The 23,496-nt window shown below is 46.8% G+C and carries 25 protein-coding genes and 1 tRNA gene; 15 read left to right on the top strand and 11 right to left on the bottom strand.

Annotation, left to right across the window (positions count from 1 at the left end; genetic code table 11):
• Positions 1-6 precede the first annotated feature (6 nt).
• The 5 genes from BEL04_RS02855 (at position 7) to BEL04_RS02835 (ending at position 5,649) form a co-directional block, all read left to right on the top strand.
• Positions 7-1,050 carry an NAD(P)-dependent alcohol dehydrogenase gene (locus tag BEL04_RS02855; RefSeq protein ID WP_065999975.1) on the top strand — a complete coding sequence of 348 codons (1,044 nt, stop codon included), beginning with the start codon at positions 7-9 and terminating at the stop codon, positions 1,048-1,050.
• 287 nt (positions 1,051-1,337) lie between these two features.
• Positions 1,338-2,918, top strand: coding sequence for a hypothetical protein (locus BEL04_RS02850; protein ID WP_065999973.1), 1,581 nt, complete (start codon positions 1,338-1,340; stop codon positions 2,916-2,918).
• A 236-nt stretch (positions 2,919-3,154) separates the two neighbouring features.
• Positions 3,155-4,744: an FAD-dependent oxidoreductase gene (locus tag BEL04_RS02845; protein WP_065999971.1), complete on the top strand. Its 1,590-nt coding sequence runs from the start codon at positions 3,155-3,157 to the stop codon at positions 4,742-4,744.
• Positions 4,745-4,873: 129 nt separating this feature from the next.
• Positions 4,874-5,200 (top strand): phosphoribosylpyrophosphate synthetase, encoded by a 327-nt coding sequence (locus BEL04_RS02840; protein ID WP_065999969.1) that lies wholly within the window; start codon positions 4,874-4,876, stop codon positions 5,198-5,200.
• 227 nt (positions 5,201-5,427) lie between these two features.
• The gene (locus BEL04_RS02835) at positions 5,428-5,649 is read left to right on the top strand and encodes a (4Fe-4S)-binding protein (RefSeq protein ID WP_065999964.1); all 222 of its coding nucleotides are present in this window, start codon (positions 5,428-5,430) and stop codon (positions 5,647-5,649) included.
• Here the strand turns inward: BEL04_RS02835 and BEL04_RS02830 are convergent, their stop codons facing one another.
• Positions 5,650-6,240, bottom strand: coding sequence for a hypothetical protein (locus tag BEL04_RS02830; RefSeq protein WP_065999962.1), 591 nt, complete (start codon positions 6,238-6,240; stop codon positions 5,650-5,652).
• Positions 6,241-6,328: 88 nt separating this feature from the next.
• Here BEL04_RS02830 and BEL04_RS02825 point away from each other — a divergent pair, with 88 nt between their 5' ends.
• The gene (locus BEL04_RS02825) at positions 6,329-7,957 is read left to right on the top strand and encodes an ABC-F family ATP-binding cassette domain-containing protein (RefSeq protein WP_065999959.1); all 1,629 of its coding nucleotides are present in this window, start codon (positions 6,329-6,331) and stop codon (positions 7,955-7,957) included.
• A gap of 49 nt (positions 7,958-8,006) precedes the next feature.
• On the opposite strand, the gene bla is transcribed toward BEL04_RS02825, so the two are convergent.
• Complete coding sequence (bla, locus tag BEL04_RS02820; protein WP_065999957.1) at positions 8,007-8,885, bottom strand: subclass B3 metallo-beta-lactamase; 879 nt, start codon at positions 8,883-8,885, stop codon at positions 8,007-8,009.
• A gap of 112 nt (positions 8,886-8,997) precedes the next feature.
• On the opposite strand from bla, the gene BEL04_RS02815 reads away from it, so the two are divergent.
• Entirely contained in the window at positions 8,998-9,864 is an 867-nt protein-coding gene (locus BEL04_RS02815; RefSeq protein WP_065999955.1) for an AraC family transcriptional regulator, read from the top strand.
• An 85-nt stretch (positions 9,865-9,949) separates the two neighbouring features.
• A complete protein-coding gene (locus BEL04_RS02810) occupies positions 9,950-10,369 on the top strand; it encodes an ester cyclase (protein WP_065999953.1) in 420 nt (139 codons plus the stop codon).
• Between the two features lie 57 nt (positions 10,370-10,426).
• On the opposite strand, the gene BEL04_RS02805 is transcribed toward BEL04_RS02810, so the two are convergent.
• The 4 genes from BEL04_RS02805 to BEL04_RS02790 all read right to left on the bottom strand — a co-directional run bounded on the left by BEL04_RS02805 (position 10,427) and on the right by BEL04_RS02790 (position 13,667).
• Entirely contained in the window at positions 10,427-11,263 is an 837-nt protein-coding gene (locus BEL04_RS02805) for a polysaccharide deacetylase family protein (protein ID WP_065999952.1), read from the bottom strand.
• Between the two features lie 64 nt (positions 11,264-11,327).
• Positions 11,328-11,678 (bottom strand): DUF2200 domain-containing protein, encoded by a 351-nt coding sequence (locus BEL04_RS02800; protein ID WP_065999950.1) that lies wholly within the window; start codon positions 11,676-11,678, stop codon positions 11,328-11,330.
• 270 nt (positions 11,679-11,948) lie between these two features.
• Positions 11,949-12,647 carry a LytTR family DNA-binding domain-containing protein gene (locus tag BEL04_RS02795; RefSeq protein ID WP_083227737.1) on the bottom strand — a complete coding sequence of 233 codons (699 nt, stop codon included), beginning with the start codon at positions 12,645-12,647 and terminating at the stop codon, positions 11,949-11,951.
• Positions 12,648-13,667, bottom strand: a complete 1,020-nt coding sequence (locus BEL04_RS02790; protein WP_065999948.1) for a sensor histidine kinase — start codon at positions 13,665-13,667, stop codon at positions 12,648-12,650.
• Between the two features lie 176 nt (positions 13,668-13,843).
• On the opposite strand from BEL04_RS02790, the gene BEL04_RS02785 reads away from it, so the two are divergent.
• Both BEL04_RS02785 and BEL04_RS02780 read left to right on the top strand, forming a co-directional pair.
• Positions 13,844-15,160: a serine hydrolase gene (locus tag BEL04_RS02785; RefSeq protein WP_139112900.1), complete on the top strand. Its 1,317-nt coding sequence runs from the start codon at positions 13,844-13,846 to the stop codon at positions 15,158-15,160.
• A 1-nt stretch (position 15,161) separates the two neighbouring features.
• Positions 15,162-16,385 (top strand): M28 family metallopeptidase, encoded by a 1,224-nt coding sequence (locus BEL04_RS02780; protein ID WP_065999940.1) that lies wholly within the window; start codon positions 15,162-15,164, stop codon positions 16,383-16,385.
• 66 nt (positions 16,386-16,451) lie between these two features.
• Here BEL04_RS02780 and BEL04_RS02775 read toward each other — a convergent pair.
• Positions 16,452-16,524: transfer RNA gene (locus BEL04_RS02775), tRNA-Lys, on the bottom strand.
• Positions 16,525-16,675: 151 nt separating this feature from the next.
• Here BEL04_RS02775 and BEL04_RS02770 point away from each other — a divergent pair.
• The 4 genes from BEL04_RS02770 to BEL04_RS02755 all read left to right on the top strand — a co-directional run bounded on the left by BEL04_RS02770 (position 16,676) and on the right by BEL04_RS02755 (position 19,502).
• Positions 16,676-17,236: a hypothetical protein gene (locus BEL04_RS02770; RefSeq protein ID WP_065999937.1), complete on the top strand. Its 561-nt coding sequence runs from the start codon at positions 16,676-16,678 to the stop codon at positions 17,234-17,236.
• A gap of 80 nt (positions 17,237-17,316) precedes the next feature.
• On the top strand, positions 17,317-18,165 hold the full coding sequence (locus tag BEL04_RS02765; protein ID WP_065999936.1) for a methylated-DNA--[protein]-cysteine S-methyltransferase: 849 nt from the start codon (positions 17,317-17,319) through the stop codon (positions 18,163-18,165).
• A 5-nt stretch (positions 18,166-18,170) separates the two neighbouring features.
• Complete coding sequence (locus tag BEL04_RS02760) at positions 18,171-18,884, top strand: 2OG-Fe(II) oxygenase (protein ID WP_065999935.1); 714 nt, start codon at positions 18,171-18,173, stop codon at positions 18,882-18,884.
• A gap of 9 nt (positions 18,885-18,893) precedes the next feature.
• Entirely contained in the window at positions 18,894-19,502 is a 609-nt protein-coding gene (locus BEL04_RS02755; protein ID WP_065999933.1) for an alpha-ketoglutarate-dependent dioxygenase AlkB, read from the top strand.
• A 4-nt stretch (positions 19,503-19,506) separates the two neighbouring features.
• Here the strand turns inward: BEL04_RS02755 and BEL04_RS02750 are convergent, their stop codons facing one another.
• Complete coding sequence (locus BEL04_RS02750) at positions 19,507-19,866, bottom strand: glyoxalase/bleomycin resistance/extradiol dioxygenase family protein (protein ID WP_065999931.1); 360 nt, start codon at positions 19,864-19,866, stop codon at positions 19,507-19,509.
• Between the two features lie 111 nt (positions 19,867-19,977).
• Here BEL04_RS02750 and BEL04_RS02745 point away from each other — a divergent pair, with 111 nt between their 5' ends.
• Positions 19,978-22,131: a polysaccharide lyase family protein gene (locus BEL04_RS02745; RefSeq protein WP_217493596.1), complete on the top strand. Its 2,154-nt coding sequence runs from the start codon at positions 19,978-19,980 to the stop codon at positions 22,129-22,131.
• 71 nt (positions 22,132-22,202) lie between these two features.
• Here the strand turns inward: BEL04_RS02745 and BEL04_RS02740 are convergent, their stop codons facing one another.
• From BEL04_RS02740 to BEL04_RS02730, 3 genes are read right to left on the bottom strand one after another with little or no spacing between them, the layout of a single operon-like run.
• A complete protein-coding gene (locus tag BEL04_RS02740) occupies positions 22,203-22,565 on the bottom strand; it encodes an iron chaperone (RefSeq protein ID WP_065999929.1) in 363 nt (120 codons plus the stop codon).
• 19 nt (positions 22,566-22,584) lie between these two features.
• Positions 22,585-22,860 (bottom strand): DUF1905 domain-containing protein, encoded by a 276-nt coding sequence (locus tag BEL04_RS02735; protein WP_065999927.1) that lies wholly within the window; start codon positions 22,858-22,860, stop codon positions 22,585-22,587.
• 9 nt (positions 22,861-22,869) lie between these two features.
• Positions 22,870-23,412 (bottom strand): carboxymuconolactone decarboxylase family protein, encoded by a 543-nt coding sequence (locus BEL04_RS02730; protein ID WP_065999925.1) that lies wholly within the window; start codon positions 23,410-23,412, stop codon positions 22,870-22,872.
• Positions 23,413-23,496: the final 84 nt, after the last annotated feature.

Raw genomic sequence — 23,496 nt, 5'->3', positions numbered from 1 at the left:
ACACTTATGATACCTGTAAAAGGCTATGCTGCACAAAGCCCCACAACCGATTTAGCGCCATGGAATTTCGAACGCCGCGAAGTCGGCCCGCACGATGTTCAGTTTGATATTCAATTTTGCGGTGTTTGCCATTCCGACCTGCATCAGATCAAAAACGACTGGTTCCCCGGCATATTCCCGATGGTGCCCGGCCACGAAATTGTTGGCCGCGTTGTTAAAGTAGGCAGCCATGTTAACAAATTCAAGGTAGGCGACCTCGCCGGTACCGGCTGTTTGGTCGACTCATGCCGCACCTGCGAAAACTGCCGGAACGACCTGGAGCAATACTGCTTAAACGGCAACTCCCAAACTTATAACGGCCTGGAACAAGATAAAAAAACGCCAACCTACGGCGGCTACTCAAGCTCTATCGTGGTTCATGAAGATTTTGTACTGCACATTTCTGATAAACTTAACCTTGCTGCCGTTGCGCCGTTGCTATGCGCCGGTATCACCACCTACTCGCCCCTGCGGCACTGGAAAGTAGGCAAAGGCCACAAATTAGCCGTTTTAGGTTTAGGCGGCTTGGGCCATATGGGCGTTAAATTCGGTGTGGCCTTTGGTGCCGAAGTTACCGTACTGAGCACATCGCCATCAAAAGAAGCCGACGCTAAAAAATTAGGCGCGCACAATTTTGTGGTAACTACCGATGCCGAACAGGTAAAAGCAGCTAAAGGCACGTTCGATTTTATTTTGGATACCGTTTCCGCCGATCACGATCTCAACATGTACCTGCGTATGCTTAAAACCGATGGTACACATATCTGTGTCGGTGCACCGGATAAGCCGGCCACAGTATCTGCATTTAGCCTGATGGCCGGCCGTAAAAGCCTGGCGGCATCGGGTATTGGCGGCCTGGCCGAAACCCAGGAAATGCTGGATTACTGCGCCGAAAACAATATTGTTTCGGATATCGAGATGATCGATATCAAAGACATACACACAGCTTACGACCGTATGCTGAAAGGCGATGTACGCTATCGTTTTGTGATCGATATGGCGACACTGTAAAGATCTTTTCTTTATTAATTTTTATTGTTTAGCCCTTCCGGAGAACTCCGGAAGGGCTTTTTAATCGAATATAATTTAACTTCTGACTTATTATTACAATCATTTAATTCAGCGAATTAAACCTTGTATCTATCTGATTTTAAGGGTATAATTGACAATTATTATTATCAAACGGGATGAATATTTAATTTATTATTTGGCCAATATCCAATAACTATCGTTCAAATTAAAAGCCAAGGTTTGTGCAGTTCTATTAACCAATTAATTTTTTTACCAAACCTACTTTTATGAAAAAACCAGTAATTTTTACCGGGGCATTGCTCCTGCTTTCGAGCGCGTTATGGTATGGTTGCCAAAAGCAAGCCTCCTTTACCGAAACTACTACAGGCACCACAGGCACCGTTGCCACGCCTTCCTTCACCAACAAGGTCACCGGCGGCTCATCCCTGGTTATTGAGGGCTTAAACGGGGATATTACCGCCAACGAAACAAGCGCTTTTCTCACTTACGTGAATGCCCTAACCGCACCCGCAACAAACGATCAGAACACCTGGGTATTCGGTAACCCCGCTTACCAGACCGAGGCTTGCGGTCTGATGTACGATGCTACGGGCAACACATCCATTTTGAACAAAATGATCTACTTTTGCGATGCAGCTTTAGCCGGACGAAACGACCTGGCAAGCGCAGCCAACGGCGGCCAGCGCACGCTCTGGACAGGCAACATCGAACCGGTATGGCCAAGCAGCGCCCCGACCGATAGCCCGCAGACCGCTGGTGTTGAACAAGGGCAGGTCATATCGCACATGGCCTTTTGCGCCAAACTCATCCTGCAGCATTCGGCGTTATGGAGCACCACCGTTCCGGATGGCGACCCGCACGGATACGGTGCCACGTATAAAGCGCGTGCGCTAACCTACATCGCGCAAGCCGATTACGTGATCGATAACTGGATAACCCCGCATTTTGTGCGCACCAGCGATAAAAAACTGTACTTTCCGCCGGCGCCAAACCCATACAAACCCGGCGACCCAGCGCCGTGGAACCAGATGTTTATGGTGACCAATGCCATGATCAGGCTGGTGCAGTGCCATTTAATTTTAGCTGATGCACCATCGCGGATAACGCAATACGATGGCGTTGTTCAGGCAAATGTAAACTGGTTCACCTCAAACCTCACCGCCAATACCGCCCCCGACGGCGCCTCCTGCTGGAACTGGAAATACGCCCTTGGCGGCAGCACCGAAGACACCAATCACTTTGCCTATGATGCCGAAGGTTTATGGAACGCGTACGACAGTGGCCGGTACGGTGTAACGCTTACGCAGATCAAAAACATGGCTAATACTTACTTTGATATTGTATTGGCTACTGTTACCAATGGTATTTACGCCGGCAAGGTAGACGGTACCACAGGCACCGGCAACTCGGGCGGCGACGATTATGTGCGCTGGCAATACTATTACCTGGGCGACATACGGCAGGACAGGTATTTTTACGAATCGAACATTGATATTGCCAATAATAAATATGCAAATTCGGCACAGATCACCGCAGGCATTTTATGGCTCAAGCACCGCCGCTTTGCAGCAGGCGATGGAGATGTTTACCTGTACCAAAACTGCAATTACGGCGGCTGGAAGGCAACTTTTGATGTGGGCAACTTCCTCGAAGCCGACCTGATAGCCAAAGGCGGCGTTAATGATGATGCTTCATCCATCAGGATACCACCGGGCATGCAGGTGATTTTATACACCAATAACAGCTACGGAGGCACGGCGCTTACTTTAACTGCCGATGATGCCTGTTTGAGCGATCATAGCTTTAACGATGCGACTTCATCGTTAAAAGTTAGCCTCCTACCATAATCCTACCTGCATCTATCTGTGTTAAAAAGGTCATCGGCTAAGGCTGATGGCCTTTTTTTGTATCCGTCTTAACAAAAACTCAATAATTATTTATTATTAAAATATTTTTTAATCAAAAGAATATAGCTTATATTTATCACACGTACCGCCGTAGTAACTCCCCAAGGGCTGATCTTCTGTTCATATTTATTCACCTAAACCATGCCCTGCTCCGGGCAATAAGCGGAGTTATATGTATGAAAGAAGAAACTATCGACATTGCTATCATCGGCGGCGGCGTTTCGGGCGTGTACAGCGCCTGGAAACTCAAGCAAAAGCCTGAGAACAAAAACAAAAAGATCGTCGTATTTGAAGGCAGCGACCATATTGGCGGCCGTTTATTATCTGTACAGCCGCCGGGTATACCTAACATGGTTGCCGAATTGGGCGGCATGCGTATCCTCGAAAACGCACAACCGCTGATCGTAAAACTGATCAAGGACCTGAACAAAGGCTTGCCTAAAAATAACCAGATAGAGCTTTACCCTTTCCCTGTCGATCAGCCGCAAAACCTCGCCTATCTTCGCGGCGAATACCTCCGCCTGTCCGACTTTACATCCGAACCTAACAAAGTACCCTATCAGCTTACCTTCCTTGAGAAAGGCAATACGCCGGGCAGTGTCATCGTAAACGCCATTGAACAAATTGTACCCGGTATAACCGACCCCGATTTAACCGAGGACGATCGCCGTAAAATGGCTCAGGAAGCCTCGTTTGCCGGCGAACCTTTATACAAGCAAGGCTTTTGGAACGTGCTGTACCGCGTCATCAGCGGTGAGGCCTACCAGTTCGGCATGGATGCCGGCGGGTACGACTCTACCCTGCTCAACTGGAACGCCGCCGACGCTATCCCATGGTATCTAACTGATTTCGGTATCAACCCGGTATACAAAGGCTTTAAAAACGGCTTCCAGCAGGTACCGCTTACCCTTGCCGACTTTTTTGAGAAGATCGGTGGTGAGATCCGCCTGAAACATAAACTGGAAAGCTTTGAATATGTAAGCGGTAAGTTTCACCTGGTGGTGAACAGCAAAGTGGTTGTTGCCAATACACTTATCCTGGCCATGCCACGCCGCTCGCTCGATCTGCTGGCCCCAACCTGCCCTCCGCTGCAAAGCATCGAGCAGCTCACAGGGAGCGTAACGCCCCGTCCGTTGTTTAAATTGTTCACTACTTATTCGAGTCCGTGGTGGCTGGCTGCAGGGTATACTGCCGCTAACGGTACCTTTGTTCCGGTTAACTCGGGCCGCAGCGTAACCGATCTTCCCGTAAGGCAAACCTATTACTGGCCCAATAACGATGGCTCGCCGGCTGTAAAGGGCGAAGCGATGCTGCTGGCAAGTTATGACGATGGCAACAACATAGGCTTTTGGGATGGCCTTCGCCCGCAACGGAGCCGGACATGGGAACATAACCTGTCGCACCCTAAAATAGATAACCCTTTTGTCGGCGATGCGCCGCATACCAAAGAGAACGAGGCCTGGCACCAGCACCAGGCGCCGGCCAAAATGGTGGCCGAAGTTGCCCGCCAGTTACAACTGATGCATGGCCTGAGCCATACACCGATCGTTAATAATGCTGCTTTCCGCGACTGGGGCGAAGATCCTTTCGGTGGCGGCTGGAACAGCTGGAACATCGGCGTAAAAAGCTGGGAAGTGAAGCATAAGATCACCCATCCCATCGAAGTAATGCCCCTGCACATCTGCGGCGAGGCCTACTCCGATTACCAAGGCTGGGTTGAAGGCGCCCTGCAAACCGCCGAACTGATGCTGGCGAAAATATCATAGTTCCTCTAAACCTTTCTATAACAGCGATCCCGGTTGACTTAAGTCAATCCGGGATTTTTGCTTTTTATAATCGCAAACAAGACCTGTTTTTTAAGGTTATTATTAAACAGTGAACTTAATAATACTGCTATGAAAAGCTATGAAACAATGGTCGATGCTACGCAGGACCTGAACAAAAGAGGTTATACCGCCAATTTAACTTTAGACGGCGACACCATAAACGATAACTCCAGTCACATCCAGATGAGGGCCGACGATTTCGAGATCAAGGAATTTTACCGTTTCGAAGGCGCCACCAACCCTTCGGACATGTCGATCGTCTATGCTATCGAATCCGACAAATATCATTTAAAGGGCGTGCTGGTGAACGCTTACGGTACTTATGCCAATAACAGTTCGTCGGCTATTGAAGCCAAGTTGAACCACCCGCAGATCGAGGCGTCGAATCATCCGTAAGTTGGGTTTGCCATCGGCAGGTTTGTTTTGTCAAAAGCGATGGTATTGTGCGATAACTCCCTATGGGAGGGTGTAGGGAGGGGTTTGTTGCACATGTCCACTGCAGAATAACCCCTTCCCGCCACTTCGCAGTCATTCGCACCCTTCCCCAAGGAAGGAGTTTTTCCAGTATCGGTTGTCGGCATTCATTATTGGAAAAGATCAGACTAAAACTCTATATTCGCTTTATGAGCCTGTTAGACAAAAAGTACAGCAACGACGATATCACCGTGTTCTGGCAACCCGAAAAGTGTATCCACAGCGGCAATTGTGCCCGCGGCTTGCATAAAGTGTTCGATCCAAGGCGGAAACCCTGGGTAATCATGGAGAACGGCACTACCGAAGATATCGTCCGCACGGTGCAAAATTGCCCGTCAGGCGCGCTATCTTTTGAGTATAAAAAGCAATAGCTATTTGATGCGATCCTTCGCGAGCTGGGTCAGAAGAGTTTTTGCACGTGAGTTAATCGCTGGTCCGCCGGCAACATTCATCATGATATGCAGTTGCTCGGCCAGCATTTCGCCTATCCAATCGTAACGTTTACGCAGATTAAATAATAACTGGCTGGCAAAAACCTTAATCGCGATGGGCGATCTGGTGTCGATCAGCAAATCGAAACAATGCTCGGCGGCCGGCTCCAAATCAATTTCAGCCATCTTGTCTTTAATGATCGGATCAGCTTTCGGCTCGGTCAGGTGAATTAACGCTTTGAGGTAATGCCGTTGGCAACTCCTGTTCTTAACTTTAAGGAATTGTTCTGCAAGGTGTTCCACATCATCCAAAAAACCCAGGGTATCAATCAGTAGTAAATTCTCCATTATCCACGATGCCCGGAAAGCTACTTCTTTTTCGTGGTAAAAGGTAATATTCATCAGATCGCGGAGGCTGAATTTCAGCTCGTGCAATATCGCGGTAAGCGCAAGCACTTTGGTTTTGCCGATGGTACCCGCAATCTGCTTTAAAAGCCCGTCGCGGTTAATTTTAGTGATTTGATCTGCCATAATGAGATAGCACCTTAAAGTTATGGCTTAACTTCCTGATAACAATGCCTTACTTTAATTTCCGGCCAAAAAACCGTACCTTTGCGGCATGATTACCGTTTCTAATCTTTCGCTGCGTTACGGAAAACGCACACTTTTTGAAGAAGTAAATTTAAAGTTTACCCAGGGCAATTGTTATGGCATCATCGGTGCCAACGGCGCAGGTAAATCAACATTTCTAAAAATACTTTCGGGCGAGATCGACCCGACAAGTGGCAGCTATAGCTTCACTCCCGGTGAGCGTATGGCGGTTTTAAAGCAAAACCACTATGAGTTCGACGAGTTCCCGGTAATCGAAACCGTGATCATGGGTTACAAGGAGTTGTACGCCATCATGAAAGAGAAAGACGCTATTTACCTGAAAGAGGATTTTACCGATGCCGACGGTGAGCGTGCCGGCGAGCTCGAAAACCTGTTTGCCGAAATGGATGGCTGGAACGCCGAAAGCGATGCCGCAACCATGCTGAGCAATTTAGGTATCAAAGAAGAGTATCATACCAAACTGTTAAAAGAGCTCGATGGTAACCAAAAAGTGCGTGTGTTACTGGCGCAGGCCCTGTTCGGCAAACCTGATATCCTGCTGCTGGATGAGCCTACCAACGACCTGGATATCAACACCATCAGCTGGCTGGAAGATTTCCTTGCAGGATACGAGGCCATTGTACTGGTCGTATCGCACGACAGGCACTTTTTAGATACCGTTTGTACCCACGTAGTGGATATCGATTTTGGTAAGATGACCATTTACACCGGTAACTATACTTTCTGGTATCAATCGAGCCAGTTAGCATTAAAACAACGTAGCGAGCAAAACAAGAAGCTGGAAGATAAAGTTAAAGAGTTGCAGGAGTTTATCCGCCGCTTTAGCGCCAACGCCTCCAAATCAAAGCAAGCCACCAGCCGTAAAAAAGCTTTGGATAAGATCAACCTCGAAGAGATCCAGCCGTCAAACCGTAAATACCCGGGTATTATCTTCAATAACCTGGGCCGCGAGGCCGGCGACCAGATCCTGCAGGTTGAAGGTTTGAGCAAAACGCTTAACGGCGAGCTATTATTCAGCGATATCCGTTTGATGGTGAATAAAGGTGATAAGATCGCTGTCCTGTCGCAAAACAGCCTGGCTACAACGGCCTTTTATAATATCTTAACCGGCCGCGATACCGACTACAAAGGCGACTTTAAATGGGGCGTAACCATCAAAACCGCGGATATACCAGTTGATAACTCGGAGTATTTTAAAGGTAAAGACGAAAACCTGATCGACTGGTTGCGCCAGTATGGCGAGGGCGACCAGGATGATCAGTTTATCCGCGGCTTTTTGGGCCGTATGCTCTTCTCGGGCGAAGAAGTATTGAAAAAACCGAGCGTATTAAGCGGTGGCGAAAAAATGCGCTGCATGTTCAGCCGGATGATGCTGCAGCAAGCTAATGTATTGCTGTTTGACGAGCCGACCAACCACCTCGACCTCGAATCGATCACGGCGCTGAACAACGGTATGAAAGATTTTAAAGGCACCATCCTGTTCACTTCGAGCGACCATGAGCTGACCGAAACCGTTGCCAACCGCATTATCGAACTCACACCCGGCGGCGTTATCGATAAACTGATGACCTACGACGAATACATCAAAAGCGAAGCCGTTAAAAAGCAACGCGAAGAATTATACGCGACAGCGTAATAATATACACCGTTTAAACAGAAAGGGCCCTCTAACCGGGAGCCCTTTTTTATTTTTCAGCCAACCGCTTCTCATAAGCTTTTTGCAGATCGGCCAACTCCGCATCATATCCTTTCTGATCAAAAAATGTTTCGGGGTTATAAGCATCACCGTCTTTACGCTTTTTGTGCAGATCGAATTGACTGGCATGCGAGGCGAGCCATATATCGAACTTGATATCTTTCATTGCCGTTAAAGTATGCGCATAATCCTTACCCACATTTGGATAAGCGGGCATCCCGGCAAGTTTGGTTTCGCTTAAAACAGTCGGCATATTGGCTATCAAAACCCGGTACGAGCGTTTATCATCCTTCACATCAAACAAAAAACTACAGGCACCTTTGGTGTGGCCTGGATGGTGCAACACTGTAATCTGTGCATCGCCTAACTTTATGCTCTCCTTGTTGTGCAATACTTTATCAGCTTTTACCGATTCGAACAAGGCACCTCTACCGCCGAATATAAAATCGGAGTTGCCACCATCGGCCATTACAGGCGCATCACCTTCTTCTACCATCAATTTTGCACCTGTCATTTTTTTAATTGCGGCCATAGCCCCGGCGTGGTCGTAATGCGCATGGGTCATCAGCAGTATTTTGATGTCGGTAAATTTAAAACCTAAGGCTTCCACATGTTTTTTGATCATCGGCGCCGAATCCTCCAGCCCGGTGTTAATCAGGATATGTCCCTGAGGTGTAATTATCAGATAGCAGGCCAGATCATAAGTGCCAACATAATACAGGTTACCTGCGATGCGGAAAGGCTGGTAATCGCGCTGCCATATCTCCTGCACGGGCAGCTGGCTTTTTTGTGCATCTGCGCTTAAACTGAACAAAGATAAACAACTGATAAGCAGGGTTATTTGAAATGATCTTCTGATGAATAACATTGGTAAAAGCATGTAGCCTAAGGTATGGTTTTTTTGATATTTAAATGATAGGTACAAAGCACCAAAACCCGATATTTGTTGCGCTGCCTGTACAATTTTAAGCCGTTTACCTATGCATATTTTTAATTTACCCCAGGATATCGTTGCCGGGAAAGCCAATTGCCATGATGATATATTCATTCATCATTACCGCGCCCCTGCCGGTTCGTTTAAAGGAAAAAGCATATTGCATACCAATGCCATCAGCCTGGTCATCAGTGGCACCAAAACCATGCATTTTGCAAACAAAACGGTAAACATCCGCGAAGGTGAGTTTCATTTCCTGTCGGCTGGTAATTGTATCGTTACCATGGATGTGCACGATAATATGCCGTTTGAAAGCGTGCTGATATTTTTCTCCAACAAAACCTTAGGCGATTTTCATCTTAAATACCAGGACAGGATAGCCGATATCAAACAAAATAAAAAAATTAGCCCGGAGCCCTATATCGCATTAAAAAAGGACGATGTGGTGCTTCATTTTATTAACTCGCTTAAACTGCTTTTAAAATCCCGGCAAACGGTTTCGCGTGCAATGCAGTTGCTGAAATTTGAAGAGTTAATGCTGCACTTGCTCGAAACCTGTCCCGATAAAGTTTTATCGTTCCCGCTCTCGAAAAATAAAGACCTCGAAGACATGGAGATCAAAAAAACAGTCGAGCTCAATCTCACATCAAATATCAGCCTCGGGGAACTGGCCTTTATCTGTAATTTAAGCCTCTCGACGTTTAAGCGGCGCTTTATCAATATCTATGGCCTGCCGCCCGGCAAATGGCTACTGCAAAAACGCATGGAGCTGGCGGGCGAACTGATCCTGAAAAACGGCGAGCGCCCCGGCGAGGTTTACCACAAAGTGGGCTACGAAAATCATTCGAGCTTCTCACAATCGTTTAAGCAGCATTTCGGCGTAACGCCTAAAGATTACGCTGAGGCTGTTTGACCGTTTACCCATAGTTTTTGGATGTCCGGCCTTAACCCGGTTTGCTTACTGCTGCCGATGTTTGTTGTGAACAAAAGCAAAAGAAATGAATTATCCAACCGAACAAAACAAAGCCATCGTAGGCCGTTTTAATGCCGAATGCATCGAACAAGGCCTTCCCGCATCTTTTACAGAATTATTGGCGGACGACGTGATCAACCATGCGGCGCCTGCAGGTGCGCCAAACGGCGCCGAAAGCTTTTATTATTTTTTAAACGAGGTATTGCGCAGGGCTTTCCCGGATTTGAAAGTGGAGATACACGAACAAATAGCCGAGCGCGACCTGGTAACCACCCGCAAAACCATCCGCGCCACGCATAGCGGCGAAATATTCGGCATTGCGCCGACAAACAAAAAGGTTGAGATCAGGGTAATCGACATTATCCGGCTGAAAGACGGGCAATACGCCGAACACTGGGGACAAAGTAATTTTGCGGATATCCTGAAGGAGATATCAGGAAAGTAACCCGACTTAAAGTAAAAGCTCCTTCGCCCGCAAACGAGGGGCTTTTACAATTGCCTGTTATTTAACAACTGGGGCGGGTTCCGGTTTGGCTTTCGCGTTGGATACCAATCTGAGCTGTGCCCGGCCGAAATCGTGTTTAATGTTATAGTCGAGTGTTTCGGCGGTCCAGTACCCGCAACTTAAAATACGCCGGATGGTCATTAAAGGATCGTTATGATCGCGTGGTAAACTCAGCTGAAAAGCTGCTTTAAAACCATAGCTACGCAGTTTAGGCAACCCGGCCGAACTCCATTCGCCGAAAGGGAACGCAAAATAATTAACAGGCTTGCCGGTTAGTCTTTCGAGTTTTTTGGTGGGGGTGCCGATCTGCGGTTCCCAATCCTTGTCGGTATACTTTTTAAAGTTGGTATGGTCCTGCGTATGGCAGGCTATCACGTTCCCTTCGTCGGATAATTGCCTGATCTGGGCACGCGTCATGTAATATTTGTTTTTATTGATATTGGTGAATACGATAAAATATACACCTTTAAACCCATATTTCATCAGTTCGGAGCGTGCTACCGTGAACTGGTCGCCATCGGTATCGTCAAACGTGAGCATAACAGGTTTGGCAGGCAGCGGCGTGCCTTTGGTGAGATAATCAAATAGCTGATCGGGCAAAATGGTATGATAACCGCTATCGGCCAGCATCTTGATATGCGCCTTAAAAGTCGCCGGCGGGATGATGTAATCCTTATCCACCTTTTTATCACTTTTACGCCAGTCGCGTATCTGGTGATAGCATAGTATAGGCACCTGCTTACGCGATAACACCTCGGCGCTGTTAATGGTTTGGGCTTGGGAGGCGTAAGATAAACTATAGAATAAGGCTAAAGCGATAAGGTATTTTGCCACGGATGTGATTGGTTTAGCAGAGATAAAAATAGCAGAAAATTTAGTTACTAAATTAAACTGTGACTTACTTCCGTAAAATTTTATCCATCGCCTTGCCTTTTGCCAACTCATCAATCAGTTTATCCAGGTAGCGTACTTTTTGCATTATTTTATCTTCAATTTCCTCGACACGGTAACCGCAGATCACGCCGGTAATTTTAGAAACATTCGGGTTTAATTGCGGCGCCCGGGCAAAGAAAGTTTCAAAATCGGTTTTATTGCCGATGATATTTTGCAGTGCCTGCTCATCATATCCCGTTAACCAAAAAATGATCTCATCTACTTCGGCTTTTGTGCGGCCCTTTTTCTCCGCTTTATTGATATAATGCGGGTAAACGCTTGCGAACGACATTTTATATACGCGGGTGTTATCCATAATAAATGTATTTGAGTATCAAAGTTAGATTTTTTCACATCATCTGAACTAAACCACAGGTTGTTGGATTACGTCAATTTTCTAACGGTACTCAACATTTCCGCGACGACGGCTTAAACCTTTAATCTTAAAGCTTCATAAAAAAAGCCCTTAACTTTCGCTAAAGGCTTTCTGCTTTTTTCAGTGACCCCGCTGGTACAAATGTCGAACTCTTTTATTGAGGATGTAAAGAAAATCGTCGCGTTAAAAAATAAATCGTAACAGCTAAAATTAACGTAAACTCTTCATCAGGTTTTCGCGATAAACTTTCCCTACGGGCAATTTTCTGTTAGCCAGGGCTACTTCGTTACCTTCCAAATATTTAACCGCTTTTAGCGATAATAAATAGGATTTATGTATCCGTATAAATTTATTTGCGGGCAATTGTTCTTCAAACTGTATAAGCGTTTGCTTAGACATAACCCGGTCGCCATTGTTCCGGTAGATAAAGATATAATTGCCATAAGCTTCCACATATTCAATTTCTTCCAGAAATATCTTAGTTAGTTTTTTATCAGATTTGACCATCAGGAAACCTTCATCATAGACCATTTTATCAGTCGCAGCTGAATCTTGGTTCCTGTTCATTACCTTTTCAGTGGCCTGTACAAAGCGCGGGAAGGAAAATGGTTTCAACAGGTAGTCTGTTACCGAAAGCTCAAAGCCTTCTATTGCGTATTCCGGATACGCCGAAGTAATGATCACAGCCGGATAATTCTTCAGGGAGCGCAGCATTTCGAAGCCTGTCAGGCGTGGCATATTGATATCGAGAATGATCAGATCAACCTCTTTCCTATTCAGGACTTGCATGGCTTCAAAAGCATCTTCACAGCAGGCAATCAGTTTTAAATAGGGTATCTGCTCAGTATAAGTTTTGAGTATGTCACGGGCAATGGGTTCGTCGTCAACAATAATGCAATTGATGTTCATTTAGGTTAGATCTATTTCAAGGTTCACTTCGTAATGAGTATTCTCTTTTACTGTTTTCAGAATATATTGTTGCGGATATATCAAATCTAAACGTTGTTTAACATTATGCAACCCCAGCCCGCCTTTGGATTTATTTTGAACGGGGATGTAATCCGGGTCAGTTGAATTTTGAACATGGAGGTGTAAACGATTACCACTGATGTTAAAAGTGATATATACGAAGGCCCGCTGACCTTGTGCCGCTGAAAAATGTTTGAAGCTGTTCTCAATAAAAATGATCAGCAATAGTGGTGCAATATACTGATCTGTATAATCGCCGGTAATGTCCAGCGCAATATCAGTCTTTTCGCTCAGGCGTATCCTTTCCAATTCCACGTAATTTATAATGTAATCCAGTTCCTTTTGCACTGCCACATAGTTCTGATTGGTATCATACAGCGAGTAACGCAGCAATTCAGATAATTTCAGCATCAGATCCGGGAGTTTTTTTGATTCAGCTACCGATAGGCCATACAAATTATTTAAGGTATTGAACAAAAAATGTGGGTTAAGCTGGGCTTTCAAGTGCCGCAACTCATCGTCTTTTCGTTGTTTGTCGCGGATAAGTTGGTCCATGCCGATTTTGAAGAACGAGGCAATCACGGTAAAAGCGAACATACTGAAGGTGATATGTTCATTGCGCCAGTCTACATGGTCTCGGATAGCAAAAAGCAGGCCCACGCCGTTGAGTATATAAGGCAGGACATATATGAGCGATGTTACCTGCACCAAATACAGCGTAATACCCAACAGCCACTTACCGCGTCTGAAAAAAGGAAGTACTAAAAAATTTTGTGCGTAAGAAGGTATCGCCAGTTCCAATGTTTCCTGCAAAACCAGACAAATCAGTGTTGCACCCGTCATCCGGTTAGGATATTCTTTCAGTACAATATAGAGGATGAAAACAATGACCCAGAACGCTAATTGGGTGTAAACCTTATAAGGCCAGGTAAATAATCGTGTCCAGTCAAATTGTTTCATTATCCAAAGAAAACATAAGCAATAGCCTAAACCAAATTTTGGTGATAAACGTATCCTTTTTGATGATGAACGTTTCGTCACCCCTGCCAATACGTTCATCATCAGGCTGCTGATGTTCAGCACTTATATTTTTTGAGGTGTTTGAGCAGGGGTACTTTTGGGTAAATCAAAAAAACATGAAAACTTTAATCACTTCCTTTATTGTATTATTAACGTTGGTTAATTCAGCTTTTGCCCAAACCGACACGCTTCAGGCCACCTTATTAAAAGACATCCCGGCCTGGATGAGCGAGTACCATGTGCCCTGTGTCGGAGTCGGCCTGGTCGAAAATGGTAGAGTCAAGTGGGTCAAAAACTTTGGCAATTTACAACAAGGTCATCCCGCGCCAAACAATACTTTGTTCAATATTGCTTCACAAACCAAGCCGGTTACCGCCATGCTTACCCTGAAGTTGGTTGAAATGGGTAAATGGGATTTGGATGAGCCATTGGCACATTACTGGATAGACCCGGATATATCGGGAGACCCTTATTTAATGAAACTAACCACCCGCCTGGTATTGAGTCATCAAAGCGGTTTTCCTAACTGGCGCTTAGATAATGGAGGTACCAAACTTAAATTCAATTTTGAGCCGGGTACCGCATCTGGTTATTCGGGTGAAGGCTTTGAATATTTGCGCCGTGCACTGGAGGCAAAGTTCCATAAATCCCTGGCGGTGCTGATGGATTCGCTGCTGTTTAAGCCTTTGGGCATGAAAGATACTTATTACTGGAGCGAAAACCTGGATACCGCGCGTTTCGCCATGTGGCACGATGGGCAGGGAAAACGTTATACCACTTCGATCCAAACCTCGGTAAGTGCTGCCGACGACCTGATCACGACCATTGCGGACTATTGCCGCCTGGGGACCTATGCCATGGAACTGGCTAACGAAGGCGGCGCGGTTTATGCCGAAATGGTCAAACCGCAGAGAAGGACCAAACCCGGCAATGCCTCCGGCCTGGGTTGGGGGCTAGTGGATAATCTGCCAGATGGCGGTTACGCTCTGCAGCATGGTGGGTCGGATATCGGTGTGCGGACAATGGCTGTGTTCCTGCCGAAATCAAAAAGTGGTATTGTGGTGATGACTAATGGAGACAATGGCGGTTTCATTTGCGACCGCATTATCAAACGTATGCTTCCTTACGGGGCGCAGGTACTAGCCAGCATGAATAAAGGCGCCGGCAACCATATGAGGATTGCGATAGCCGACCAGTTACTCCAAAGCTATACTGGCACTTATAAACAAAGTAACGGCAAACTGTTGAAGATTGAAAAAGAAGGTAACGCGCTAAAGGTATCCGGCGACGGGCTACCAACCGCTGTCGTATATCCTGAGTCAAACAATAAGTTCTTTTTGGATGGTTACGATGTGCTGCTGGAATTCCCTGATGCGAATTCGCTGGTCGTTTTTGAAAGTGGTAAACTGGTACTAAAAGTTAACCGTAAATAAGATGAAAATGTATATCGCCATATTATGGATCTGTTTTGCCTTTACCGCACAGGCACAAGCGATCAAACAACTCAAACAAGACATGTACGGCATAGCCTCGGATGCAACAGAAGGCCGTTTTACCGGTTCACCGGGTTACCTGAAAGCCGCACATTACGTAGCCGCACAGTTAACGGCTGCGGGTATTAAAACCACATTCCAGGCTGTGCCTTTTTTGTGGGATAACTATGATGGAAGTTCCATAACGATAAATGGCACTTTATATTCCCACAAAGGCGGTAATTTTATTGTTCTGCAATACTCGGCTCAGGTAATTAACGAATGGCTGGTTTTAAAAGCAATGCCCGATTCCCTCGAAACTGCTGCATTGATAAAGCGGAAGGCCGGCGTGGTCCTATTGCCAAATGCACAGCAAACTGGCGACTGGGAAACTACAGTGATCAGGCAATACCGTTTTGGCTATATGCATTATGCGGCTGATGGTGAACCTCCTTATACGAAACTAAGCATCGTTATGGTCAGTCCGGCTTTAACCGGGGAAATAAACAATGACACAAAACCCGTGATCGATATCAGGTATGAACGGGACCACGTCAGGGGTTATAACGTCATCGCGAAAATCCCGGGAACAGATCAAAAATTAAAAAATAAAATCATCATCGCGGGCGCGCATTTGGATCATATCGGCCGATTGGGAGCTCACATTTATAACGGAGCCAATGATGACGGAAGCGGCTGTGTAGCACTTATGGCCACCGCCAGATTGCTAGTCAAACATCCGGTCAAAAGGCCAACCACATTCGTGTTTTATTGTGGTGAAGAATTGAACTTGATGGGTTCCCGTTATTTTATGGAACACCCGCCTGTTCCGGTAAAAAATATCCTGATGAATATCAACCTGGAACAGGTGGGCAGCAAGCATCGTTCTTTCCAGGGAATATGGGCAGTCACTACACCGGGGTTTGAGCAGGATTTCTATCATTCCGGGAAGGATCTTCCTATGTCAGATTTGAAATATTCGCCAGCAGATAGCCTGTTAAACGAGATTGCCAATACGGATACGTACAATTTTCTGAATAAAAATATACCCTCCGTTTTGCTGTCTTCCGGCGGTTTTGATGAACACCATTCACCCTTAGATAAAATTGGATTGATTGATTTTGGGCATTTGCAAAAAGTTGCCCTGCTTTTAAATAAATTTATTACCAGGTTAGGGAATAACTGACCACAAAGGCACCTGATTGAATTAAATGAAAAAAGCACAGTAATATTGAGTACTACTGTGCTTCTGTGACCCCGGAGAGATTCGAACTCTCGACCCAATGATTAAGAGTCATTTGCTCTACCAGCTGAGCTACGGAGTCGTGGATTGGGGCAGCAAATAAACGAATTTTTATTTTGAGTGCGAAAAATTTTTAAAGGCCACATTGTATAAAATGCCCGGAAGCAAAAAATAAGATATTAAATTTATGGCATGGAAATAGCATAAGTTTACTCACACTAATACGACAGCCCATGAGCCTGTTAATCATCCGTAAATTCGGCCTTAAAAAAGCAAGTTCTGATCTTAAAGGAAACTTTAAAAAACTATCGAACGAGGGTTTTGAGAAGATATTTAACCAGATAGACCAGTTAGGCATTAAAAAAGGTGTCGACCAGATGGGTATCGATAAATTTGTTAACCAATGTGCCTTATTGGCAGCAGGCTCGGGTGTTATAACCGGAGCTGGCGGCCTAACCACTATGCTGATAGGCGTACCGCTTGATATGGTGAATCTGATCATCCAGCAATTCAGGGTTACTATGGCTGTCTCCTATCATCAAACCGGCACATACAAATTAAAGTTCGACGATTTTTTTAACATTGTAGCGGCATCGCTAAAAGTAGATGCCGGTATAACGATCACCAAAAACATGATGGAAGAAGTTGCCGAAAAGCTGCTGGTCAACATCGGCTCAAAAACCGCCGAAAGATTAATTCCGGTTGTGGGCGCAGTTATCGGCGGTTCGGCAAACTATTTGTTCATTAAACGCGTGGCGGCTTCGCTCAAAAAAGCGCCCGCAGCTGCCATCTGATCCCGTGTTAAAACACAGCAAGTTTCGGATTTTATGGCAGGCCCGGGGTGTGCAAATTTGTATGATCAAAACAACAGCAAATGAGCACACAACAAACCATTAATTATAACCGCATCGCCGAAGCTATCGGTTATATCAGCGAGAATTTTAAACAACAGCCTAACCTGGATGATGTGGCCGAAAAGGTTCACCTGAGCCCCTTTCATTTTCAACGGATGTTTACCGAATGGGTAGGCACCACGCCTAAAAAGTTTCTGCAATACACCAGTATCGGCTACGCCAAAAAGGTATTGAAAGAAAACCAGGCCACGCTTTTCGATGCGGCCTTTGAAACGGGTTTATCCGGCACCAGCCGCCTGCACGATCTGTTCGTTAACATCGAAGGCATGACGCCTGCCGAATACAAAAACGGCGGCCGTAACCTGGCTATCAATTACAGCTTTGCCGAGAGCCCGTTCGGTAACCTTATCGTAGCGTCGACGGATAAGGGTATTTGCTACATGGCCTTCAACGATGATGAACAGCAGGCACTGAACGACTTGGTAGCCGATTTTCCTAACGCCACGTTTACCCGCAGGCTGGATATGGCGCAGCAAAATGCCTTGTTCATCTTCCAGAACGACTGGAGCAAGCTGAACCAGATCAAACTGCACCTGAAAGGAACGGATTTCCAACTGAAAGTTTGGGAATCGCTGCTGAAGATCCCGATGGGAAAACTAACCACCTACGGCAACCTGGCAAAGCAGATTGAGCTGCCTAATGCGTCGCGGGCGGTTGGTACGGCCATAGGCAGCAACCCGGTAGCTTTTTTGATCCCATGCCACAGGGTTATCCAGTCGACAGGTAATTTTGGCGGGTATATGTGGGGGCCAACCCGCAAAACGGCGATCATCGGCTGGGAAGGCGTCAAAGTAAACGAGCTGAGTTAGAGCACATGCAAAATATCCATCAAAAAATAGCCTCCTGCAATTGGGAGGCTATTACCGAAGCTATGCATCGAAACGGTTACGCAATTATCCCGCGAGTTTTAACGGGCGCTCAATGCGACGGATTAAAAGCAGGTTATGATCATCCAAACTCCTATCGTAAAACTGTAATAATGGAGCGCTACCGTTTCGGGCTGGGCGAATACAGGTATTTCGATTACCCTCTACCCGAAATCATACAAAACATCCGCGAAAGCGTTTACCCAAAACTTGCCCCGGTTGCCAATACCTGGATGCAGGTGCTGAATATTGATACCCGTTACCCCGATACTTTTAAAGAACTGCAGGCACAATGCCATGCCGGCGGGCAGTTAAAGCCAACACCGCTAATATTGAAATACGGGCCGGGCGGCTTTAATACCCTGCACCAGGATCTGTACGGCGATATCTATTTCCCTATCCAAACGGTTTTGTTTTTAAACCGGGCGGATGAGGATTATACCGGCGGCGAGTTCGTACTGGTGCAACAAACGCCCAGGGCGCAATCAAAGGCCATCGTACTCAAACCCAACAAGGGCGATATGTTGATCTTTACCACTAACTTCAGGCCGGTAAAAGGCAGTAAGGGGTATCACCGGGTGAATATGAAACACGGCGTAAGCGAGGTGCGCAGCGGCGAACGGTATACCTTAGGGGTGATATTTCATGAGGCGCTGAGTTAATTTTATAAGATGGATTTATTCGACAATCAAAACGACGGGCTTAAAAACCTGTTGCCATGCGATGGCACGGTGAACTATTACGGCAAGATATTATCGCAGGCCGGAGCCAATGCATACCTGGATACGTTGCTCAATACCATTGCCTGGAAAAACGATGAAGCCGTTATTTACGGCAAGCTGATCATCACCAAACGCAAAGTGGCCTGGTACGGCGACCGGGAGTTTGAATACACCTACTCAAATACCACCAAGCGCGCCCTGCCCTGGACAAAAGAACTCCTGGAACTTAAGACGCTCGCCGAACAATTAAGCGGCGAGCGTTTTAACTCGTGCCTGCTTAATTTATACCATAACGGCGACGAAGGCATGGCATGGCACAGCGATGCTGAAAAAGACCTGAAATTGAATGGCGCCATCGGTTCGATGAGCTTTGGCGCCGAAAGGAAATTTATGTTCAAACATAAGCAAAGCAAGCAAACCGTATCTGTGCTATTAGAGCATGGCAGCTTGCTCGTGATGAAAGATACCACTCAAACGCATTGGCTGCACAGGTTACCGCCAACTAAACTGGTGGCGCGGCCGAGGGTGAATCTGACGTTCAGGACGGTAGCAAGGTGAGGATTTATTCATTAACATATTTTCCAAAAATCAGCGTATTGCCGTCGTGGTCATCCACTGCAAAATCGCGCATACCGTAAAAGCGGTCGCCGATCGGAAAACTGATCAGCGCACTGCGCCGGTTAAGCTCATCAAAGTACCCGTCCACCTCGTCGCAATCAAAACAGCAATGGCCGCTGCCGGGTGTTTTATGCAAACCGCCGTTATCGGGCCCGCTGATATAGATCAGCGTATCGCCCAATAACAACCCCGCGTAGGCGGGCAGTTTAAAATCAACAGTAAAGCCCAAAACGGCTGTATAATATTGAAGCGCCTGCTCAAAGTTAGAAACGTGGATGACAGGTGCGGTACTTAATATCTTCATATAAACGTACTAATTAAAACTAATGTAACAATTTAAACACAGCGGCATAGTACAGGATGCTGATCTGAAAACAGCCGGGTACATTTAACCCACAAACCTAAAATACCCATTATGCAGAAAACATATACTTTTTTATTAGCGGCAGCTATGATGGCTTTTTTGCCGGCTGGCAGTTTTGCACAAAGCAAAAAGGGTTCTGAACCACCGGTTACAGTTACCGACGACGGCCCGACCTACACTTTAAGCAACGGTTATCTAACCATTAAGGTAAACAAACGCAGCGGCGATCTTACCTCGGTCAAAACACCCAAAACAACTACACCGAACATCGAACTGATGGGTTATGTATCGGGCCACCACGCCGGTTACTGGGAACAAAGCCCGGCGCTTGCTGCCCGCGAAGTTACCGCCATCACTATCGACCCGGCAACCGTCAACGGCGAGCGTGCCGAGGTATCGGTAAAGGGCTATTCGGACGGAAAATCTATCTTAGGTAAAAACCCCACGGCCGCAGGCCAGGGCGGCGGCTTAATTGCCGACCTGGAGATACGTTATACTTTAGAACGCGGCGCGCATGGTTTGTACACTTATGCTATATTCACTCACCAGGATACTTACCCTGCGGGGTCGGTGGGCGAATCGCGTTTCGGGTTTAAATTATCGGCCCAGGTATTTGATTGGCTGTCTGTAGACGATCAGCGAAACTTTTTGATGCCTACCGGTAAGGACTGGGACGCCGGCGAGGATCTGAACATGAAGGAATCGCGCCGTTTAACCACAGGCGTATACAAGGGCCGTGCCGAGCATAAATACGATTATTCGGCCGACCAGAGCAAGATACCGGCTTTCGGCTGGTCGTCCACCAAAGAAAAAGTAGGGCTGTACATCATTAATCCATCTTTCGAATACCTGTCGAGCGGGCCGTTGCATTTTGAGCTCACCGGGCATATTGACGATGGCGACGGCGGCGACCCTACCCTGCTTGATTACTGGCGCGGTACGCACTACGGCGGCAGCGAACTCCCTTTTGCCGATAACGAACCCTGGACAAAGGTGGTTGGGCCGATATTTATTTATGTACCTACCGGCAACGATCCAAAAACCTTGTTTATCGATGCTAAAAAGCAAGCGACAGCCGAGCAGGCCCGTTGGCCTTACAATTGGGTAAAAGGCGTTGATTATCCGCTGGCTGCCGAGCGCGCTACTGTAAAGGGCAAAATGAAGGTGATCGACCCGCAGAGCCCGATGACCAAATTCGACAATCTGCTTGTGGGCCTGTCTTTCCCCGACCAGGCGCCGGTACCGCGCAGGCCACGCGTGCGCGACACAACAATCGTGCTGACCAGGACCGTACCCGATGAGATACCCCCGCCGCCGCCTGCTAAAGCGACTCCGGACACTGCAAATCAGCCCCGCTTACTACCAAACGGGAAGCGTGCTAACCGGGGTACTTATGTACCACCCCGTCCGGCAGGCGCGCGAAATTTTGCTTTCCAGCCACAATCTTTAAACTGGCAGAACGATGCCAAACACTATGAGTTCTGGACCAATGGCTCTGCGGACGGTTCGTTCACGATACCGAACGTAAGGCCCGGAACATACCAGTTACATGCCATTGCCGACGGCGTATTGGGCGCGTATGACGCTACAGCTACTGTAACCATTACTCCCGGTCAGAAACTCGACCTCGGCACTATCGAATGGAAACCGACGCATTTCGGCCGGCAGATATTCCAGATCGGCACGCCGAACCGCAGCGCCAAAGAATTTTACAAAGGCGACGACCACTGGCACTGGGGCATGTATATTGAATATGCGAAGTATTTCCCCAATGACGTGAACTTTACCGTAGGCAAATCCGACCCGGCTAAGGACTGGTACATTTACCAGGTACCGCACGATATTGATAACAAGCCCGATGGCCGCGACCAGGGCCGCGCTACACCCTGGACGATCAACTTTACCATGCCGAAAGATGCGCCGACAAGTGGCAAGGCTACTTTACGCTTCGGTATATCAGGTTCGGCGGCACGTTCGCTGGGCATATCGGTTAACGGTACCGAGGTTGGCCCGGATACCGATATCGGTGGCGGCGGCGCCAGCATGATGCGCGATGGCATTGAAGGCACCTGGGTGGAGCGCGATTTTAATTTCGACGCTTCACTGTTGAAACCCGGCCAGAATAAGATCGTTTTAACTATCCCTGCAGGCCCAGTCGGCAGTGGTATTTGTTATGATGTGATCAGGCTGGAAGTAGCGAAGTAAAGACTTGAATATCGAATAACGAACATTGAATAACCAATATCGAAGTGTCTTTCGATATTGGTTATTTTGGTTTACTTCTTTTTCTTTTGTGCGATTTCCGCGACCCTGAATTTGACGATATCACTAATCAGCTCCACAGGCAAAGGCTGATCAAACGGGAACTGGATAGATCCCTTAGCGAACTTATAAGCTTTTAGCCTGCCGGCGAAAGCTTCGATGGCCGAAGCACGAGGGTATAAACCAATATGATTAGTATGTGCCGCGTACCAAACCAGCATGCCGCTTTTTTGCTTAAAGGCCGGCAAACCGTAGCTGATGACTTCGGCGGCGTCGGGCGCAAGCGTTTTCACCAACTGTCGTAATTGCTGCAACTTGGTTTGTACTTCTGCCGGGAAACTGGCAATATAAGCGTCGGTATTTTCGGGTTTGTTCATATTGTTTGAGAAGCTTGTCTTATTTAATTCGTTCTTTCAAATGCACGGTAATGCTATCGCCAGGAACCTTCCCGGTTAATTTAAGCAGTTCTTTTTTAATTGGCAATTTATGCCTGCCATCACCCAAAGCCATAAACGAACTTTGAAATGAATGCCCATCAACGGTGCCATTTACTTTTACCAACCCCCTGGTGCCAAAAAACGAAACCGATTGGGGCCAGATAACATAGGTCCACCCTCCCTTATTAGGACTCTTTTGCAGGACTGCAATAAATTGCTGATCAATTGTATTCATATATAGCTGCTATTTAACCGGTTTTGCCGCCGGAAAATCGATCGGTATTTTAGTTAAGCGGTACGCGTAGTTAGTGAAAGTCATGAGGTTGATCAATACCATCAGATCCATCAGTTCTTTTTCGTGATAACCATACTCAAAAAATTCGTTCAGCAAATCACCGGCAACCTCGCCCCTGTTTTCGATTACCGATTTGATGATCTTATAAATAAGCTGCCACTCTCCTTTTTGATAAGTACCGGCACGCAGGGCAAGCGTTTCATCCTCCGTCCAGCCAAAGCGCATGGCACTTGCCGTATGCGATGCCAGGCAATATTCGCATCCGTTAAGCTGCGAAACGATCAGGTAAACTGCCTCGCGTTCCTTGCCGTGGAACGAACCCTTGGCCTGCGCCTGTACATAAGCCATGTACGAGTTAAGCGCGTTGGCCGAATAGCCGATAGTAGCGTACAGGTTCGGCACCTTGCCGGTAGCTTTGGTCAGAAAATCGAATGTTGCCTGTGCTTCGGGAGCAACCTCACCGTGCGACGGTACTTTAAATATTACGGCCATATATTAAATTAGTTATGCTTAAAGTTAGCAATTTTCAATATCGGATAGCAAGTTAATAATCTTTAAAAATTGCCATATAATTAA

This window comes from Mucilaginibacter sp. PPCGB 2223, assembly GCF_001705515.1.
Taxonomy (GTDB): Bacteria; Bacteroidota; Bacteroidia; order Sphingobacteriales; family Sphingobacteriaceae; genus Mucilaginibacter.
The sequence above is the reverse complement of the archived record's forward strand: the minus strand, read 5'-3'. Positions and strand labels throughout refer to the sequence as shown.